Here is an 18,757-nt window from a genome sequence, read left to right as displayed (position 1 = left end):
CCGTTGGAGTGCCTGCCACATCCCAGATCGGGAACCTATATAAATATGTATGGGCTACTCGACACTTTTGATCTGTAACATTCGGGTTTACCTTTCATCCAGGTAACTCACCCCTTAATTCTGCCTGTGCTTGTCACGCGACATTCATTTGCCGCGCATACGAGTGCGCGAAAGTTGTAAGACAGTTTTTTATATTCGGCCAACTAATGGCGTAAACATCGAGGAGATTACTATGCGTATCAGCATCTTTGGTTTGGGCTATGTCGGTGCAGTCTGCGCGGGCTGCCTCTCGGCGCGTGGTCATGATGTTGTTGGCGTGGACATCTCTGCCGCCAAGATCGATCTGATCAACAACGGCAAGTCGCCAATCGTTGAGCCAGGTCTGGGCGAGTTGCTGCAAACCGGTATCAAGACCGGCAAACTGCGCGGCACCACCGACTTCTCCGAAGCCATTCGCGACACCGACCTGTCGATGATCTGCGTCGGCACGCCAAGCAAAAAGAACGGCGATCTGGAGCTGGACTTCATTGAATCGGTCTGCCGCGAAATCGGCTTCGTACTGCGTGACAAGAGCACCCGTCACACCATCGTCGTACGCAGCACCGTTCTGCCGGGCACCGTCGCAAACGTTGTCATCCCGATCCTCGAAGACTGCTCGGGCAAGAAAGCCGGCGTTGACTTCGGTGTCGCGGTCAACCCTGAATTCCTGCGTGAAAGCACCGCGATCGCTGACTACGACCATCCTCCGATGACCGTTATCGGCGAATTCGACAAAGCGTCCGGTGACGTTCTGCAGTCCCTGTACGAAGAACTCGACGCACCGATCATCCGCAAGGACATCGCCGTTGCCGAGATGATCAAGTACACCTGCAACGTATGGCACGCGACCAAGGTCACCTTCGCCAACGAAATCGGCAACATCGCCAAGGCAGTCGGCGTCGACGGTCGTGAAGTGATGGACGTGGTCTGCCAGGACAAGGCTCTGAACCTGTCGCAGTACTACATGCGCCCAGGCTTCGCTTTCGGCGGTTCCTGCCTGCCGAAGGACGTCCGCGCCCTGACCTACCGCGCCAGCACCCTGGACGTTGAAGCACCACTGCTCAACTCCCTGATGCGCAGCAACGTTTCCCAGGTTCAGAACGCTTTCGACATCGTCGCTGCCAGCGACACTCGCAAAGTGGCCCTGCTGGGTCTGAGCTTCAAGGCCGGTACCGATGACCTGCGCGAAAGCCCACTGGTCGAACTGGCAGAAATGCTGATCGGCAAAGGCTACGACCTGAGCATCTTCGACAGCAACGTCGAATACGCTCGCGTTCACGGCGCCAACAAAGACTACATCGAGTCCAAGATCCCGCACGTTTCGTCCCTGCTGAACTCGGACTTCGACGCGGTCATCAACAACTCCGACGTGATCATCCTGGGTAACCGCGACGAGCGCTTCCGTGCACTCGCCAACAACGCGCCAGCCGGCAAGCGTGTGATTGACCTGGTGGGCTTCATGAAAGGCACCACCACCGAAAACGGTCAAATCGAAGGTATCTGCTGGTAACACACAGCGAGCTGCAAGCCACGAGCTGCAAGTTTCAGGCTTCATCCCTCCCGTCCCGGGCGTCAGCGCCTGCGACGGGAGGTTTGGAGCTTGCGGCTTGAGGTTGCAACTGACTTAGGGATACACACTATGCAAAGGCTGAAGCACGGCTTCCTCCAGGCCGCAGGTTGGCTGTTTTATCTAACTTTGCTGGCTGCCATTGCCATGGCGCTGCCTGCATCGCTGTTTGACTCGCACTCCAAAGATTTCATTTTCCTGATCGGTATCGTCGGCATCTGGCGTTACTCGATGGGCGCAACGCACTTCGTGCGCGGCATGATCTTCCTGTACATCGTCTACCCGCACCTGCGCCGCAAAGTGCGCAAGCTGGGCAAGGCAGCCGATCCGTCCCACGTATTCCTGATGGTCACCAGCTTTCGTATCGATGCGCTGACCACCGCCCAGGTGTACAGCTCGGTGATTCGCGAAGCCATCAACTGCGGCTTCCCGACCACCATCGTGTGCTCCCTGGTGGAAATGTCCGACGAGCTGCTGGTCAAGGCACTGTGGGCCAAGTACAACCCGCCGGAACACGTCAAGCTCGACTTCGTGCGCATCGCCGGTACCGGCAAGCGTGATGGTCTGGCGTTCGGTTTCCGCGCCATCTCCCGCCATATGCCGGACGACCGCTCCGTGGTTGCGGTGATCGACGGTGACACCGTTCTCGCTGAAGGCGTGGTGCAGAAAACGGTTCCGTGGTTCCAGCTGTTCGGCAACGTCGGCGGCCTGACCACCAACGAATTCTGCGAAGTACGCGGCGGCTACATCATGAGCGAGTGGCACAAACTGCGTTTCGCTCAGCGTCACATCAACATGTGCTCGATGGCCCTGTCCAAGCGCGTGCTGACCATGACCGGCCGTATGTCGGTGTTCCGCGCCACCGTGGTGACGGACCCGATGTTCATCGCTGACGTGGAAAGCGATTCGCTGCAGCATTGGCGTCTGGGCCGCTTCAAGTTCCTGACCGGCGACGACAAGTCCAGCTGGTTCAGCCTGATGCGCCTGGGCTACGACACGTTCTACGTGCCGGATGCCGCCATCAACACCGTTGAACACCCGCCGGAAAAGAGCTTCCTGAAGGCCAGCCGCAAACTGATGTACCGCTGGTACGGCAACAACCTTCGTCAGAACTCCCGTGCGCTGGGTCTGGGCTTCGGTCGCCTCGGGGTCTTCACCAGCATCGTGCTGTTCGATCAGCGCGTATCGATGTGGACATCGATCCTCGGCCTGACCGTCGCCATGCTGGCAAGCCTCAAGTTCGGTATCGAATACCTGCTGGCTTACCTGCTGTGGATCGGTATCACCCGCCTGATCCTGACCCTGTTGCTGTCGTGCAGCGGGCACAAGATCGGTCCGGCGTATCCGATGATTCTCTATTACAACCAGATCGTCGGCGCACTGATGAAGATCTACGTCTTCTTCCGTCTCGACCGACAGTCCTGGACCCGCCAGGACACAAAACTGAGCCGCGACATGGCCAGCTTCCAGGGTTGGTTCAACACCTGGTCGTCGCGGACCATGACTTTCTCGGCTGGCAGCATCTTCGTTGCCGTGCTGCTGACAATGGTCTGACCGGGCCTCTGACCGAAACAATGGATCAACTCGATTAATCAGGAATTACAACCATGAATACAGCCGTGAATGCCAATGTCGTACATGAATCCGAAGCCCAGCGTCAGCACGCACGGGTCAAGATCCCGGCCAAACTGCGACTGCTCAATGGTCAGCCGAACGCCCCGCTGGTGCGTGTCGAAGACCTTTCCGCAGGCGGTCTGAGCTTTGTCGCTCCTGCCAACCTGCGTCCAGGCGTCGGTGAGGTCATCAAGGGTCGTCTGCAGTTCCTGATCGATAACCTCGGTCTGGCAATGGACGTCGACCTGCAAGTGCGCACCATCGACTCGAGCACCGGTCGTGTCGGCTGCCAGTTCCAGAATCTGGAATCGCAAGACATCTCCACCCTGCGCCACCTGATCACTTCGCACCTGTCGGGCGATCTCATTAGCATGGGCGAAGTACTGGCCACTCTGCAGCGCGATAACTTCACCAAGGCACGCAAATCCAAGGACGGCGGCAGCGGCCTGAGCGCTTTCGGTCGTCTGCGCGCCGTCACCTTCAGCGTCGGTATCTTCGCCGTCGGTGTGATCGCGTTCGGCTTCGTCGCCAAATCGGTCTATGGCATGTACTTCGTCAGCCACTCCACGTCGGGCCTGGTCAGCGTACCTAGCCTGGATGTCACCATGCCCCGCGAAGGCACCGTGACCAGTCTGGTGACGCCGAACGGCAACGTCGCCAAAGGCGCACCGCTGGCGACGTTCAACACCAGCATGCTGGACATGTTGAAAGGCAACCTGGACCCGGACGAAATGCAGCCGGCCAAAATCGAAGAGCTGTTTGGTCGTCAACTGGCCGGCACCATGACCAGCCCGTGCGATTGCGTCGTGGCCAAGCAACTGGTCGCCGACGGTCAGTACGCAAGCAAAGGTCAGGTGATCTTCCAGATGGTCCCGCGCAACGTCGCCGCCAATGTCGATGCTCGCTTCACCTACCGTCAGTTCGCCGATGTACAGCCGGGCGCCCGCGTGACCTTCCAGGTCGCTGGCGAAGAAGGCGACCACACCGGCAAGATCGTCAGCGCCACGGCTCTGAGCCCTGCTGACCTGTCTTCCGACATCCGCGTTCAGATCCAGCCTGATGAAGCCATCAACAGCAGCCTGGCAGGTCGTCCGGTTGAAGTGGTGAGCACCCGCGGCCCGTCGCTGAACTGGTTGATCGATAAAGCCACGGCGGCAGGTTTCTAAACATGGCTAGCCCACTACGAAGCTTGTCAGCCCCTACATTGTTGAGCCTGGCGATTGCTATCGGTTTGGGCGGCTGTGCCGGCCTGCCCGATCAGCGCCTGGCCAACGAAGCCCTGAAACGCGGCGACACCTCGCTGGCGGAGCAAAACTATCGGCAACTGGCGGACCTGGGCTACAGCGATGCACAGGTCGGCCTCGCGGATATCCAGGTGGGTACCCGCGACCCGGAGCTGATCAAGCAGGCCGAGGCGACGTATCGCGCCGCGGCCGCCACTTCGCCTCGGGCGCAATCGCGTCTGGGCAAGTTGCTGGCGGTCAAGCCGAACTCCACCGAAGCCGAGCAACGTGAAGCCGAAGGTCTGCTGAAGAAGGCCTTCGCCAATGGCGAAGCCGGCACGCTGATCCCGCTGGCGATGCTCTATCTGCAATATCCGCACACGTTCCCGAACGTGAACGCGCAGCAGAAGATCAATGAATGGCGCGCGACCGGTTACCCGGAAGCGGGTCTGGCCCAGGTGCTGCTGTATCGCACCCAGGGCACCTACGACCAGCATCTGGCAGACGTCGAAAGCATCTGCAAGCAAGCGCTGCGCACCACCGACGTTTGCTACACCGAGCTGGCGACGGTCTATCAGAAGCGTGGCGAAGCCGACAAACAGGCTGCGCTGCTCGAGCAGATGCAAAGCGGTTACGCCATGGGCAGCGTGCCTGCCATGCGTGTCGACAGCGTCGCTCGCGTGCTGGCGGATTCGACCCTCGGCAAGCCGGACGAAAAGACCGCGCAATCGCTGCTGGAGAAAGTTGCCCCCGGTTACCCCGCTTCGTGGGTGAGCCTGGCGCAGTTGCTGTACGACTTCCCCGAACTGGGTGACGTCAACAAGATGATGGAATACCTCGACAACGGCCGTGCCGCGGATCAACCGCGCGCCGAACTGTTGCTGGGCAAGCTGTATTACGAAGGCAAGCTGGTCTTGCCGGATGCGAAGAAAGCCGAAGAGCACCTGACCAAGGCCGCTGCGACGCAAATCTCCGCGCATTACTACCTGGGTCAGCTATATCGCCGGGGTTATCTGGGCCATCCAGAACCGCAGAAAGCTGTCGACCAGCTGCTGACCTCCGCACGCGGCGGCCAGAACAGTGCCGATTTCGCCCTCGCGCAGTTGTTCTCGCAAGGTAAGGGTATCAAGCCTGATCCGGTCAACGCATGGGTCTTCGGCCAGCTCGCACTGGCTCAGGGCACGCCGCAAGCGACGGATCTCGTGCAACAACTGAACGAACAATTGCCGCCTGAGAAGCGCGCCCAGGCGCAGAGTCTTCTCCAGCGAGAACAGCAGGTCCGTGGCACAACCGCGCAAAACGCGTTGGCCTTGCAGACACTGCAAGAAGACAAAGACGGCGGGGACGCACCTCTATGAAGCTTAAGTTGAACCCTCTGATGGCGGCCGGATTCGGTCTGGGCTTCTCCCTGATCTGGGCCACGCCGACACTGGCGGCCCTGACCGACACTCAGAATTTCGGCATCGAAGTCAAAGCGACGGGCCAGATGGAAGACGACCGTGACCTCGGCACCCGCAGCGGTGGCGACGTCAACGGTGTCGGTCTGGATCTGCGCCCGTGGGCGTATGGCGAGTGGGGCAACTGGAGCGGTTACGCGATGGGCCAGGTCGTCACCGCGACCGACACCATTCAGACCGACCCGCTGGATCAGCAGGTCACTGACGCAAACGGCCAAAGTGCCCAGCGCTCACGCAGCACGTCGAACAGCCGCAAGGTGGATGACAGCTATGCGGCCCTGCGCGAATTCTGGATCGGCTACAGCGGTTTCACACCGTACCCTGGCGAGATCCTGAAGTTGGGTCGTCAACGTCTGCGCAATGACGACGGCCAGTGGCACGACGTCAATATCGAGGCCTTGAACTGGACCTTCGACACCACCCTGCTCAAGGCAGAAGTGGGCGCCGCCCAGCGCTTCAGCGAATACCGCACCGACCTGACTGAACTGTCCGCTCAGGATAAAGACCGCTCGCACATCTTCGGCGACGTCGAATACCAGTGGACGCCGGGCCAGTGGGCTGGCGTTCGTGCGCACCACAGTCATGACGGTGGCAGCCTGAAACAACAAGGCTCAGCCATCGATGACCTGGACAAGACCTCGCGTGGCGACCTGACCTGGCTGGGTCTGCAGGCCAACAGCGACGCGTACAACTACCGCAACCTGAACACCGTCAATTACTGGGGCAGCCTGACCTGGCTGACCGGCGATCGCGATCGCATCGGCACCACTTACAACGCGGCTGAAGATCAGTACGTGGCCGGTGAGAAGAACAACGAGAACGTCAACGGCTGGGCGACCGACCTGGGCCTGCGTTTCCGTCTGGACCCGATGTGGCAAGTGGGCGGCGCCTATTCCCGCGCCAGCAAGAACTACGAGCAGAACGGTCTGGAAAGCAATCGCTCGAACTGGACCGGTACCCGCTCGCGCGTGCATCGCTTCGGTGAAGCGTTCCAGGGCGAAATGGCCAACGTAGAGTCCGGCTCGCTGTTCGCCTCCTGGCAGATGCAGGACGAGTACGACGCCTCGCTGATCTACCACAAGTTCCGTCGTGTCGATGGCCATTCGGGTATCGGCGGCGCGGGTATCAACCCGGCTCAGGAAAACGTCGATGCCGACGGCGTCAGCACGTTTGCCTCGCTGCCGCTCGAAGACGGCCGCAAGGACCTGGGTCAGGAAATGGACCTCGTTGTGACCAAGTACTTCAAGCAAGGCCTGCTGCCGGCTGCGGTGAGCCAGTCGTTCGACGAGCCGTCGGCGCTGATTCGTCTGCGTGCAGGCGTGTTCAAACCGGGCGATGCGTATCACAGCGGTGTAGACAACTACATGCACCGCGCCATCGTCGACGTCATCTGGCGCTTCTGATGCAAGCCGCGATAGGAGTGCAATGAGATGAACAGTCAAGCAAGCAGATTGCGTCACCGGGCATGGCCGCATGCCCTGCTGGAAAGCTCTGTGCTGAAATGCGCGGTGTTGAGCAGCGTCATGCTGCTCTCCAGCACCGCGGCCATGGCCAACAACCCGTTGCCGGTGCCTGCCCCTGCGGCGCACCCGGCTGATGACAAGGAAGTGGTGGTCAAGGGCCTGCATCAGGCCAAGACCTACACCATCAGCAGCCCGCCCATCGAACCGCTGTTGATGGACAAGCCCAAGCTGCCTGACCTCTCGGGTTACACCCGGGAGGCCATGCAGAAGAAGATCGTGCGCAGCAAGCCGGGCAAGGTTGCGATCAAACGCATGATGCAGGAAGACTCGCTGAAGGAATTCATCGGCGGTGACAACAAGATGGCCGAATGGGTAGCCCGTCAGCACGGCATCCCACAGGCAATCTTCATCGAAGACGGCTACATGACGTTGCAAGACCTCGCGAAAAAGGTGCCTAAACAGTACCTGAGCGAGACCTCGCCGGGCGTGTTCCTGGCTCGTCTGCCGATCGTTGTTGGCAAGAACGGCATCCTCGAAGTCGACAAGAAAACCACCGAGCTGCGCCTGTCCCAAGACGCCGGTGCGTTTCTGGTCAACGACAACCTGCTGTTCATGTCGGACACCAAACTCACCGGCTGGAGCGAAAAAGCCAACGGCCCGTCGACGTATAAAACGCCGAAGGAATTCCGTCCGTTCCTGCTGTCCTGGGGCGGTACCCAGACCTACATGTTCAACACCAAAGTGGCGAGCCTGGGGTACAACAACAGCAAGTCGTACGGCATCAGTATTTCCCAGTACACGCCGAACATGAAGGCTCAGATGAACCGCGCCGAGCCGACCGGCTGGATCGTCAACTCTGACTTCTCGGACATGTGGTACGGCTTCTACTGCTATGAAACCCGTGACTTCGTGGTCAAGGGCAGCACCTACCACGACAACATTATTTACGGCATCGACCCCCATGACCGTTCCCACGGTCTGATCATTGCCGAAAACACCGTTTACGGGACCAAGAAAAAGCACGGGATCATCGTCTCCCGTGAGGTGAACGACAGCTTCATCATCAACAACAAAAGCTACGACAACCACCTGTCAGGCATCGTCCTTGACCGTAACAGCGTGAACAACCTGGTGGCGTACAACGAGATCTACCGCAACCACACCGACGGCATCACCTTGTATGAGAGTGCCGACAACCTGCTGTGGGGCAACCGTGTGTTCGCCAACAAGCGTCACGGCATCCGGGTTCGCAACAGCACCAACATCAAGCTGTACGAAAACCTGGCCATCGGTAACGGTTTGATGGGCGTCTACGGCCACATCAAAGACCTGTCTGACACTGACCGCGACATCAAGCTCGACCCGTTCGATGCCGAAGTCTCGCTGATCATGGTCGGCGGCGAACTGACCTCCAACGGTTCAGGCCCGCTGTCCATCGACTCGCCTCTGAGCGTCGAGCTGTACAAGGTGTCGATGCTCGCACCGACCAAAGCCAGCGGGATCAGCTTCAACGGTGTACTGGGCGACCGTCAGGACGAAATCCTCGATCTGCTGGTGCGCCAACAGAAAGCCGTGTTGATCGACCCGGTCGAAAGCCAGAAACAACTCCGGGACTGAGGAAGATATTTCTATGCACGCACATTTGATCAAACTGCTCAGCCTCTCGGGCCTGACCGCTGCACTGTTCGCCGCCAGCAATGGCGCGTATGCAGCGGACACCACTGCCCCGAGCTTCACGGCCGAGCCTTGCTGCAGTCTGTGCCCTGAAGCGCACGACGAAAAAAACTACGTCAGCCGCTACCAGCAGAACTTCACCACGCTGGTTCAGGCCCAGGGCGACTGGCTGTTCCGGACCCGTGAAGATCTGCGCACCGAATTCGACACCACGCCTGAAGGCTATCGCCGCATGCAAATGCTGCACGACGCCTTCAAGAGCAAGGGTGTAGAGCTGGTGGTCGTGTATCAACCCACCCGCGGGCTGGTTGATCGCAACAAGCTGTTCCCGGCTGATCGCGACAAGTTCGACTACAACACCGCGCTGCGCAACTACCAGGCCATGCTCGGTCGTTTCGCAAAAATGGGCTACACCGTACCTGATCTGTCGCCGTTGACCAACGAGCAACAGGCTCACGATTTCTACTTCCGCGGTGACCAGCACTGGACGCCGTACGGCGCTCAGCGCACGGCGAAAATCGTCGCTGACTCCGTGAAAAAGATGCAGGCCTTTGCCGGCGTTCCGCGCCGTGAATTCGAGACCCATTTATCAGGTCGCATGGGCAAGAAGGGCACTCTTCACAATATGGCTGGTCAATTGTGCGGCACGAGCTACGCCATCCAGTACATGGACCAGTTTGAGACGGAACCCAAAGGCGAAGCCGCCGACGGCGACCTGTTCGGTGACTCCGGCAACCCGGAAATCACCCTGGTCGGTACCAGTCACAGCGGCAAGAACTACAACTTCTCCGGCTTTTTGCAGGAATACATTGGTGCTGATGTGCTGAACGTCGCCTTCCCGGGCGGCGGCCTTGAAGGTTCGATGCTGCAGTACCTGGGCAGCGAAGACTTCCAGAAACACCCACCGAAGATTCTCATCTGGGAATTCTCGCCGCTTTATCGCCTGGATCAGGAGACCATCTATCGCCAGATGATGTCGCTGCTGGACAACGGCTGTGAAGGCAAACCGGCAGTCATGAGCGCCAGCACCACCCTCAAACCAGGGATCAACGAGTTGCTGGTCAACGGCAAAAACGGCATCAAGGATGTGCGCAACGGCAGTAATCAGATCGACATCAAGTTCGCCGACAACTCGGTGAAGACCCTTCAGGCGCGCCTCTGGTACATGAACGGTCGCCACGAAGACTTGAAGATCGAGAAACCTGAAACATCTGAAACCGACGGGCGCTTCTCCTTCGAACTGCGCGATGACAAAGACTGGGCTGACCAGCAATTGCTCGCACTTGAAGTGCAGGGTCCGGAAGCGGGCACTGCGCCACAGCAGGTCGAAGCGAAAGTATGCAAACGCAACGTGTTCCCGAATGTCGCGCATCAAACCGCGCAAGCCGGGTTATGAGGCTCATATGCACACTCCAAAACTGATGCTCCCTACCCTTCTGTCCCTGGCAATGATGTCCTCGGCACTGTTCGCCACTGGCGCCAGCGCTGCGTCGACACTCGTGCCGCCGCAGGGCTACTACGAAGGTGTCGAGAAATTCAAGACAGGCCAGGGCAAGTTCAGCTGTGACTCGATTCCGCAGCCTTACACCGGCCCGCTGCAGTTTCGCAGCAAATACGAAGGCTCGGACAAAGCCCGCGCCACGCTGAACATGGTTTCCGAGCAGGCTTTTCGGGATGCGACCAAAGACATCACGACCATGGAGCGCGCCACCAGCAAGGTGGTGATGCAGTACATGCGTGACGGTCGCCCGGAACAGCTCGACTGCGCGCTGAACATGCTGACGACCTGGGCCAAGGCCGATGCGCTGGAGTCCACCGACTTCAACCACACCGGCAAGTCGATGCGCAAATGGGCATTGGGCAGCATGTCGTCCGCCTATCTGCGCCTGAAGTTCTCCGAGTCGCACCCTCTGGCCACCCGCCAGCAGGAATCTCAGGTGATCGAAGCCTGGTTCAGCAAACTGGCGGATCACGTCGTCAGCGACTGGAACAATCTGCCGCTTGAGAAGACCAATAACCACTCGTACTGGGCCGCCTGGGCCGTGATGTCCACGGCAGTGGCGACCAATCGCCAGGACCTGTTCGACTGGGCGGTGAAGGAATTCAAGATCGGCGCCAATCAGGTTGACCCGCAAGGTTTCCTGCCGAACGAGCTCAAGCGCAAACAGCGTGCGCTGGCGTACCACAACTACGCGCTTCCGCCGTTGGCGATGATCGCGAGTTTCGCCCAGGCCAACGGTGTCGATCTGCGTCAGGAAAACAACGGTGCGCTCAAGCGTCTGGGTGATCGCGTGCTGGCTGGCGTGAAGAATTCAGGCAGCGAATTCGCCGCCCGCGATGGCGAAAAGCAAGACATGACGGACCTGAAGACCGACATGAAATTCGCCTGGCTGGAACCGTACTGCTCGCTCTATGACTGCGGCCCGGATGTGCTTGAGCAGAAACACAAGATGCAACCGTTCAAGAACTTCCGCCTCGGCGGCGACATGACCCGCACCTATGACCCGACACATGACAAGGGTGACAAGGGCGGTTCTTAAGACCGAAGGCTTCCGCTGGGTTTGCTGGGGTGTGATTCACAGCGAACCCACTGTAGGAGTGAGCTTGCTCGCGATAGCGGTGTATCCGTCAGAACGGCATCAACCGGACTGACATTTCGCGAGCACGCTCACGCCTACAGGGCGTCGGCAGATGCATGTTTTACCCCTCCATTTTTCGTGGGGGGTTTGGGGGGGCTTCGGCCCTTGATGCTGGACAAATGGAGAGATAAAGGATGGTTTTCTCATCCAACGTGTTCCTGTTCCTGTTCTTGCCGGTATTTCTCGGCTTGTACTACTTGAGCGGGCAACGCTATCGCAACCTGCTGCTGCTGGTCGCCAGCTACGTCTTCTACGCGTGGTGGCGAGTGGACTTTCTGGCACTGTTCGCAGGTGTGACGCTGTGGAACTACTGGATCGGCCTGCGCGTAGGCGCTGCCGGGGTCAGAACCAAACCGGCTCAGCGCTGGCTGCTGCTCGGCGTGGTGGTCGACCTGGGTATCCTTGGCTACTTCAAGTACGCCAACTTTGGCGTGGACAGCATCAACGCGATGATGACGTCGATCGGCCTTGAGCCGTTCATCCTCACTCACGTGCTGCTGCCGATCGGTATCTCGTTCTACATTTTCGAGTCCATCAGCTACATCATCGACGTCTACCGTGGCGACACGCCGGCAACGCGAAATCTCATCGACTTCGCAGCGTTCGTGGCGATCTTCCCGCACCTGATTGCGGGCCCGGTCCTGCGTTTCCGTGACCTCGTCGATCAGTTCAACAACCGCACGCACACCCTCGACAAGTTCTCCGAAGGCTGCACGCGGTTCATGCAGGGTTTCATCAAGAAAGTCTTTATTGCCGACACTCTGGCGGTGGTCGCCGACCATTGCTTCGCCCTGCAGAACCCGACCACGGGTGACGCATGGCTTGGCGCGCTGGCGTACACCGCTCAGCTGTACTTTGACTTCTCCGGCTACAGCGACATGGCCATCGGCCTGGGCCTGATGATGGGTTTCCGCTTCATGGAAAACTTCAAACAGCCGTACATCAGCCAGTCGATCACCGAGTTCTGGCGTCGCTGGCACATCAGCCTGTCGACCTGGTTGCGTGACTACTTGTACATCACGCTGGGCGGTAACCGTGGCGGCAAGGTCGCGACCTACCGCAATCTGTTCCTGACCATGCTGCTGGGTGGTCTGTGGCACGGCGCCAACATCACTTACATCGTCTGGGGTGCCTGGCACGGTGTGTGGCTGGCGATCGAAAAGGCCATCGGCCTGAACACCGCGCCGCGCACCTTCAACGTCGTTCGCTGGGCCTTCACCTTCCTGCTGGTGGTCATGGGCTGGGTCATCTTCCGCTCGGAAAATCTGCACGTTGCCGCCCGTATGTACGGCGCGATGTTCAGCTTCAGCGATCTCGGTCTGTCGGAACTCAACCGCGCCAGTCTCACCGGTCTGCAAGTGGCGACTCTGGTCGTGGCGTACATCACCCTCGCCTTCTTCGGCCTGCGTGATTTCTACCGCAATCGCGCGCCGGTCAAGCCGACCGACAAAGCCGTGCAGGCCGACGGCCCTGCCGCTGCCGAGCCAGGCCTGATCAAGGCCGTGCCGGGCGACAAGCCAGGCAGCATCCATCAACCGGGTTACATCGTCGGCACCGAAGCGCAGGTTCAGCCTGCCTACTGGACCGCCGACTGGTCGCGCTATGCCATGCGCGCCCTGATCCTGCTGATGTTCGTGGCATCGATCCTGAAACTCTCGGCGGCCAGTTTCTCGCCGTTCCTTTACTTCCAGTTCTGAGGAGCCTGACATGACCCGTTCATTACGTTTCCTCTACATCTTCCTGTTCCTGGCGATTCTGCTGGTGCTGGGCCTGTGGTCGCTGCGCAGCTTCAGCGGTTTCTCGACGTCGAAAGAAACCACCGTGCTCAATGGTCACTGGACCAAAGCGGTGGAGACCCACTACGACGAAGAATTCCCGATCAAGCGTCTGGGCACCAACCTCTGGGCCGCGCTGGACTACAAGGTGTTCAACGAAGGTCGTCCGGGCGTGATCCTGGGCAAAGACCAGTGGCTGTACACCGACGAGGAATTCGACGCCGTTGCCAACAGCGAGCAGAACGAAGCGGACAACCTGGCGATCATTCAGGGCGTGCGTGACACCCTGAAAAAGCAAGGCACGCAGCTGGTGCTGGCAATTATTCCGGCCAAGACCCGTCTGTACCCGGAGCACGTCGGTGACAACAAACCGGCAACGCTGCATACCGATCTGTATCAGCAGTTCCACGCCCAAGTGAATCAGGCCGGCATCCTTGCCCCGGATCTGCTGACGCCGCTGCAAAGCGCCAAGGAGAAGGGCCAGGTATTCCTGCGCACCGACACTCACTGGACGCCGATGGGCGCGGAAATCGTCGCCCGCCAGTTGGGCGACGTGATCAGCAAGCAATTGCCGCTGAACGTTGAACCGCAGAACTTCGTCACCGAAGCCAAGTCGACCGAACCCTACAAGGGCGATCTGACCAACTTCCTGCCGCTCGATCCGCTGTTCAGCAATCTGCTGCCCAAGCCGGACGACCTGCAACAACGCAGCACCAACCCGGCTCAGGCTAGCGCCGAGGGCGGGGACGCCCTGTTCGCTGACGACTCGGTTGCAGTCGGTCTGGTCGGCACCAGCTACAGCGCCAACCCCAACTGGAACTTCGCCGGTGCGCTTAAGCAGGCCCTGCACGCAGATGTCGTGAATTACGCCGAAGACGGCCATGGCCCGATCCTGCCGATGCTCAAGTATCTGCAGACCGACGCCTTCAAGAGCAGCCCACCGCAGGTGCTGATCTGGGAGTTCCCGGAACGCTATCTGCCCGCTCACAACGACCTGACCGAGTTCGATCCGCAGTGGATCGCTGAACTCAAGAAGGCCCGTGACGCCCAACAGAATCTGGCGGACAACGCCAACAACTCCAAGTCGCCCAACCGGGCGCAAAACTGAGAGGACTCTTTGACTATGACTTCGCAGAACCCTATGCCAGTTCGTTCGAGCAAAACCAATCTGCTGAAAACCTGCGTGCTGGCCGCGAGCCTGGGCTTCGTATCCCTTTCCGCATTCGCCGGTGGCGACGCCGCGCTGTACGGCCCTACCGCACCAAAAGGCTCGACCTTTGTGCGTGTTTACAACGCCAGCAGCAGCGAAATCTCCGCCAGCGTCGGCAACACCAGCCTCAACGAAATCGGCCCATTGGCCAGCAGCGACTTCGGTTTCATGCCACAGGGCGACTACACCGCCAAAGTCGGCAGCCAGTCGCTGCCGGTGAAACTGGCCAGCGATCACTACTACACCATCGTCAACAACACGTCCGGCTCGCCGCAACTGGTTGAAGAGCCGCCGTTCAAGAACAAGCAGAAGTCCCTGGTTCGCGTACAGAACCTGAGCGACAAGGCGCTGACCCTGAAAACCGCTGACGGCAAGACCGACGTGGTCAAGGCTGTGTCTGCCAAGGGCACCGGCGAGCGTGAAATCAACCCGGTCAAAGTCAGCTTCGCGCTGTTTGACGGCGACAAGAAAGTGGCTGACCTGAAGCCGGTTGCACTGGAGCGCGGCGAAGCCGCCGTGCTGTACGTCACCGGCAGCGGCAGCAGCCTGTCGCCAGTCTGGGTCAAGCGCCCAACGGGCACTCAGTAACAGATTTAAGTCTGGCCGAGAGGCCGCAGGCAGCGCGTGATCACCCGCGCGCTGCCACGGATTTACGGGATCAAGCGTTCGGCGTCAGGCACTGCGGAGCAAGCAGACAGCCAAGAGGGCGCCGAGCGATGCAAGACAAAAACCAGAAAGACCGAAAAGACCTACAGCCCATTCGAACGATTTTTGCTTAACGGAGAAACAAAATGATTCCAGTGATCTTGTCAGGTGGCAGCGGTTCCCGACTCTGGCCTCTTTCGCGTAAACAGTTTCCAAAACAGTTCCTGGCACTGACCGGCGAACACACCCTGTTCCAGCAGACCGTCGAGCGCCTGCAATTCGACGGCATGCAGCACCCTGTCGTGGTGTGCAACAAGGACCACCGCTTCATCGTCACCGAGCAGCTCGGTGCATTGGGTCTGGAAACTCAGGCCGTGATCATGGAACCGTTTGGTCGCAACACTGCGCCTGCCGTTGCCATCACCGCGATGATGCTGGCCAACGAAGGTCGCGACGAGTTGATGCTGGTGCTGCCAGCCGACCACGTGATCGACGATCAGAAAGCCCTGCAACGCGCACTGGCCCTGGCCACCGTTGCTGCAGAGCGCGGCGAAATGGTCCTGTTCGGCATCCCGGCGACCAAGCCTGAAACCGGCTACGGCTACATCAAGTCCACCGCGGACGCGCTGCTGCCAGAAGGCGTCAGCCGCGTTCAGCAGTTCGTTGAAAAGCCTGATGAGCAACGCGCCCAGGAGTTCGTCCAGGCCGGCGGTTACTACTGGAACAGCGGCATGTTCCTGTTCCGCGCCAGCCGTTATCTGGAAGAGCTGAAAAAGCACGATCCGGACATCTACGACAACTGCCTGCTGACCCTTGAGCGCAGCAAGCAGGAAGGCGACAGCATCTCCCTGGACGAGGCGAGCTTCGCTTGCTGCCCGGACAATTCCATCGACTACGCCGTCATGGAAAAAACCCAGCGCGCGTGCGTTGTACCGCTCGATGCGGGCTGGAGCGATGTCGGCTGCTGGTCGTCCCTGTGGGACGTGCACGCCAAAGACGAGAACGGCAACGTTGCCAAGGGCGATGTCGTTATTCAGGACAGCCGCAACTGCATGATTCAGGGTAACGGCAAACTGGTCACCGTGATCGGCCTGGACAACATCGTTGTCGTCGAAACCAAAGACGCCATGATGATCGTTCACAAAGACAAGGTTCAGGGCGTCAAGCAGCTGGTCAACACGCTGAACGAGCAAGGCCGCAGCGAAACCCAGAACCACCTCGAAGTCTATCGTCCTTGGGGTTCGTACGACTCCGTGGACATGGGCGGCCGTTTCCAGGTCAAGCGCATTTCCGTCAAGCCGGGCGCCAGCCTGTCGCTGCAGATGCACCACCACCGCGCTGAGCACTGGATCGTTGTATCGGGTACCGCTCAGGTCACCTGCGACGACAACGTGTTCCTGCTGACCGAAAACCAGTCGACTTACATCCCGATTGCTTCGGTTCACCGTCTGCGCAACCCGGGCAAGATCCCGTTGGAAATCATCGAAGTCCAATCGGGCAGCTACCTGGGCGAAGACGACATCGAACGTTTCGAAGACGTCTACGGCCGCTCCACCCCAGGCATCGAAGCCGGCGTGAAGACTCAGACCATCGCGCGTTAATACCGCTTCACCCAGTAGTACTAGCCCCCGTTAATCCTCTGCGTATTCCCCATCCGCAGAGGGTTTTCGGGGGCTTTTTTTTGCGTTCCATGCCAGCGAATCCAAATCAACTTAACCACCATTAGCCCAATCCCCTCCCCTTTCGGTACGATGCCCTCATCTGCAATCGCGAGATCGACACGATGATTTTCGGCGCCGTACTCCTGTTCACCTGGCTGGTCCTGCTTCTTCGCTATCCCTCCAAAGCCTTGCCCGTTTCCCTGGCAGCAGCGGTTGGTCTGGGCGTCGTGGCGGCGTTTGTGGTCTGGGAAGACAGCCGCGATGAGCAGCGCCTTGAGCGCCTGCAACTGCGCGTGAACTATGCGCCCCAACAATGCCCGACGGGTCGCCCGTTACTGGTGCTGATCGATAACGGCAACACCGTTTCGCTCACCGAACTGCGCTGGAAAATCGCGGCCTACGCGCCGGGCGACACCGTCAATCTGGCCGAAGACACCTACACTGCGCCGCGCTATCGCGGGCCGGGCGACTTGCTGCCCGGCAGCCAGTGGCAAGATTGCTTGCCCATGCCGCCGCTGCGCCCGGGTTATCGGCCGCAGACCCTCGAGTTTCGTGCCGAACGCCTGCAAGGCACGTTCTCTGGCTGAGCGCTGCTCCTCTCTTTTTTCAAGGACTGAACCATGTCTGTGGTGTTGATCACCGGGTGTTCCAGCGGCATCGGCCGCGCCATGGCAGATGCCTTCAAAGCGGCAGGCCACGAGGTCTGGACGACGGCACGCAAGCCGGCCGATGTGCAGGCGCTGACCACGGCGGGTTTTCGTGCTGTCACGCTTGACGTCAATGACAGCGCAGCGATTGATCGACTGGTCGCCGAGCTTGATCAACACGGCAAAGGGCTCGACGTGCTGATCAACAACGCAGGCTACGGCGGCATTGGCCCGCTGCTGGATGGCGGCGTCGAGGCCATGCGCAGGCAGTTTGAAACCAACGTGTTTTCCGTGGTCGGCGTGACGCACGCGCTGTTTCCATCGCTGCGCCGCAATAAGGGGTTGGTGGTCAATATCGGCAGCGTTTCGGGCGTACTGGTGACGCCTTTCGCGGGCGCGTACTGCGCGTCCAAGGCAGCCGTCCATGCCATGACCGACGCATTGCGCATGGAACTGGCGCCCTTCGGGATAAGGGTGATGGAAGTCCAGCCGGGGGCCATCGACACCCACTTCGCGCAAAACGCCAGCCACGAGGCCGAGCAAGTGATTCATCAGGCTTCGCCGTGGTGGCCGTGGCGGGAAGGCATCCGCGCGAGGGCCAATGCGTCACAGGGCAACCCGACGCCCGCCACCGATTTCGCCCGCGACGTACTCAACGCCGTGCAACGCAGCCATCCACCGCGTCTGTTGCGATCCGGCAACGGCAGCCGCGCGCTGCCCCTGATGGAACGGCTACTGCCCAAGGCACTGCTCGAATGGATTCTGAGCAAGCGTTTCAAGCTGGATAAAAAATACTGACTGCCACCGCCGGCTTCTGTAGGAGCGTGGCTTGTCCCGCGAACTGGCGCGAAGCGGCAGCAACCGCAAGCGCCTCAGTGTTTACTGACGCACCGCATTTGCCGGTCTTACTGTCGCTGCGCAACAGATCGCGGGACAAGCCACGCTCCTACCTCCCCCGGCGCGGCACAAATCTGGCGCATGGCGCAGCTCAAAGTGTAGGAGCGCGCTTGCCCGCGAAGGCGTCAGCATGGACGACAGAGATGCGTCGGGCGCACCGGCCTCTTCGCGGGCAAGCGCGCTCCTACAGGTGTTGTGTCGAGCCGACGCATCGCGTTCACCCAGTCACCGTCGCTGCGCAACAGA

General features: G+C 59.8%; 14 protein-coding genes. All 14 read left to right on the top strand.

What is annotated here, in order from left to right; all coding sequences use genetic code 11:
* Positions 1 to 232 precede the first annotated feature (232 nt).
* The 14 genes from BMY98_RS02420 to BMY98_RS02355 all read left to right on the top strand — a co-directional run bounded on the left by BMY98_RS02420 (position 233) and on the right by BMY98_RS02355 (position 18,412).
* Entirely contained in the window at positions 233 to 1,549 is a 1,317-nt protein-coding gene (locus BMY98_RS02420) for a nucleotide sugar dehydrogenase (protein WP_074884198.1), read from the top strand.
* 129 nt (positions 1,550 to 1,678) lie between these two features.
* Complete coding sequence (gene alg8, locus BMY98_RS02415; RefSeq protein WP_065991936.1) at positions 1,679 to 3,160, top strand: mannuronan synthase; 1,482 nt, start codon at positions 1,679 to 1,681, stop codon at positions 3,158 to 3,160.
* A gap of 53 nt (positions 3,161 to 3,213) precedes the next feature.
* On the top strand, positions 3,214 to 4,386 hold the full coding sequence (locus BMY98_RS02410) for an alginate biosynthesis protein Alg44 (RefSeq protein ID WP_074884196.1): 1,173 nt from the start codon (positions 3,214 to 3,216) through the stop codon (positions 4,384 to 4,386).
* Between the two features lie 2 nt (positions 4,387 to 4,388).
* Complete coding sequence (gene algK, locus BMY98_RS02405) at positions 4,389 to 5,801, top strand: alginate biosynthesis TPR repeat lipoprotein AlgK (RefSeq protein WP_074884193.1); 1,413 nt, start codon at positions 4,389 to 4,391, stop codon at positions 5,799 to 5,801.
* A complete protein-coding gene (locus BMY98_RS02400; RefSeq protein ID WP_074884191.1) occupies positions 5,798 to 7,303 on the top strand; it encodes an alginate export family protein in 1,506 nt (501 codons plus the stop codon). The genes algK and BMY98_RS02400 overlap by 4 nt, the downstream gene beginning before the upstream one ends.
* Before the next feature lie 27 nt (positions 7,304 to 7,330).
* Positions 7,331 to 8,980: a mannuronan 5-epimerase AlgG gene (gene algG, locus BMY98_RS02395; RefSeq protein ID WP_083398692.1), complete on the top strand. Its 1,650-nt coding sequence runs from the start codon at positions 7,331 to 7,333 to the stop codon at positions 8,978 to 8,980.
* Between the two features lie 13 nt (positions 8,981 to 8,993).
* On the top strand, positions 8,994 to 10,433 hold the full coding sequence (locus BMY98_RS02390) for an alginate O-acetyltransferase (protein WP_074884188.1): 1,440 nt from the start codon (positions 8,994 to 8,996) through the stop codon (positions 10,431 to 10,433).
* Positions 10,434 to 10,440: 7 nt separating this feature from the next.
* A complete protein-coding gene (locus BMY98_RS02385) occupies positions 10,441 to 11,577 on the top strand; it encodes a mannuronate-specific alginate lyase (RefSeq protein ID WP_074884746.1) in 1,137 nt (378 codons plus the stop codon).
* Positions 11,578 to 11,810: 233 nt separating this feature from the next.
* Positions 11,811 to 13,373: an MBOAT family O-acyltransferase gene (locus BMY98_RS02380; protein ID WP_074884185.1), complete on the top strand. Its 1,563-nt coding sequence runs from the start codon at positions 11,811 to 11,813 to the stop codon at positions 13,371 to 13,373.
* Between the two features lie 10 nt (positions 13,374 to 13,383).
* Positions 13,384 to 14,559, top strand: coding sequence for an alginate O-acetyltransferase (locus BMY98_RS02375; protein ID WP_074884182.1), 1,176 nt, complete (start codon positions 13,384 to 13,386; stop codon positions 14,557 to 14,559).
* Positions 14,560 to 14,592: 33 nt separating this feature from the next.
* A complete protein-coding gene (locus BMY98_RS02370) occupies positions 14,593 to 15,249 on the top strand; it encodes an alginate O-acetyltransferase AlgF (RefSeq protein ID WP_074884745.1) in 657 nt (218 codons plus the stop codon).
* Between the two features lie 203 nt (positions 15,250 to 15,452).
* Positions 15,453 to 16,907, top strand: coding sequence for a mannose-1-phosphate guanylyltransferase/mannose-6-phosphate isomerase (locus tag BMY98_RS02365; protein WP_065991920.1), 1,455 nt, complete (start codon positions 15,453 to 15,455; stop codon positions 16,905 to 16,907).
* A 182-nt stretch (positions 16,908 to 17,089) separates the two neighbouring features.
* Positions 17,090 to 17,554, top strand: a complete 465-nt coding sequence (locus BMY98_RS02360; protein WP_074884178.1) for a multidrug transporter — start codon at positions 17,090 to 17,092, stop codon at positions 17,552 to 17,554.
* A gap of 33 nt (positions 17,555 to 17,587) precedes the next feature.
* Entirely contained in the window at positions 17,588 to 18,412 is an 825-nt protein-coding gene (locus tag BMY98_RS02355; RefSeq protein ID WP_074884175.1) for an SDR family oxidoreductase, read from the top strand.
* The last annotated feature ends 345 nt before the right edge of the window (positions 18,413 to 18,757 follow it).

Origin of the sequence: Pseudomonas graminis (assembly GCF_900111735.1) — a bacterium.
Classification (GTDB): domain Bacteria; phylum Pseudomonadota; class Gammaproteobacteria; order Pseudomonadales; family Pseudomonadaceae; genus Aquipseudomonas; species Aquipseudomonas graminis.
This window is presented reverse-complemented; position numbering and strand designations above follow the sequence as displayed.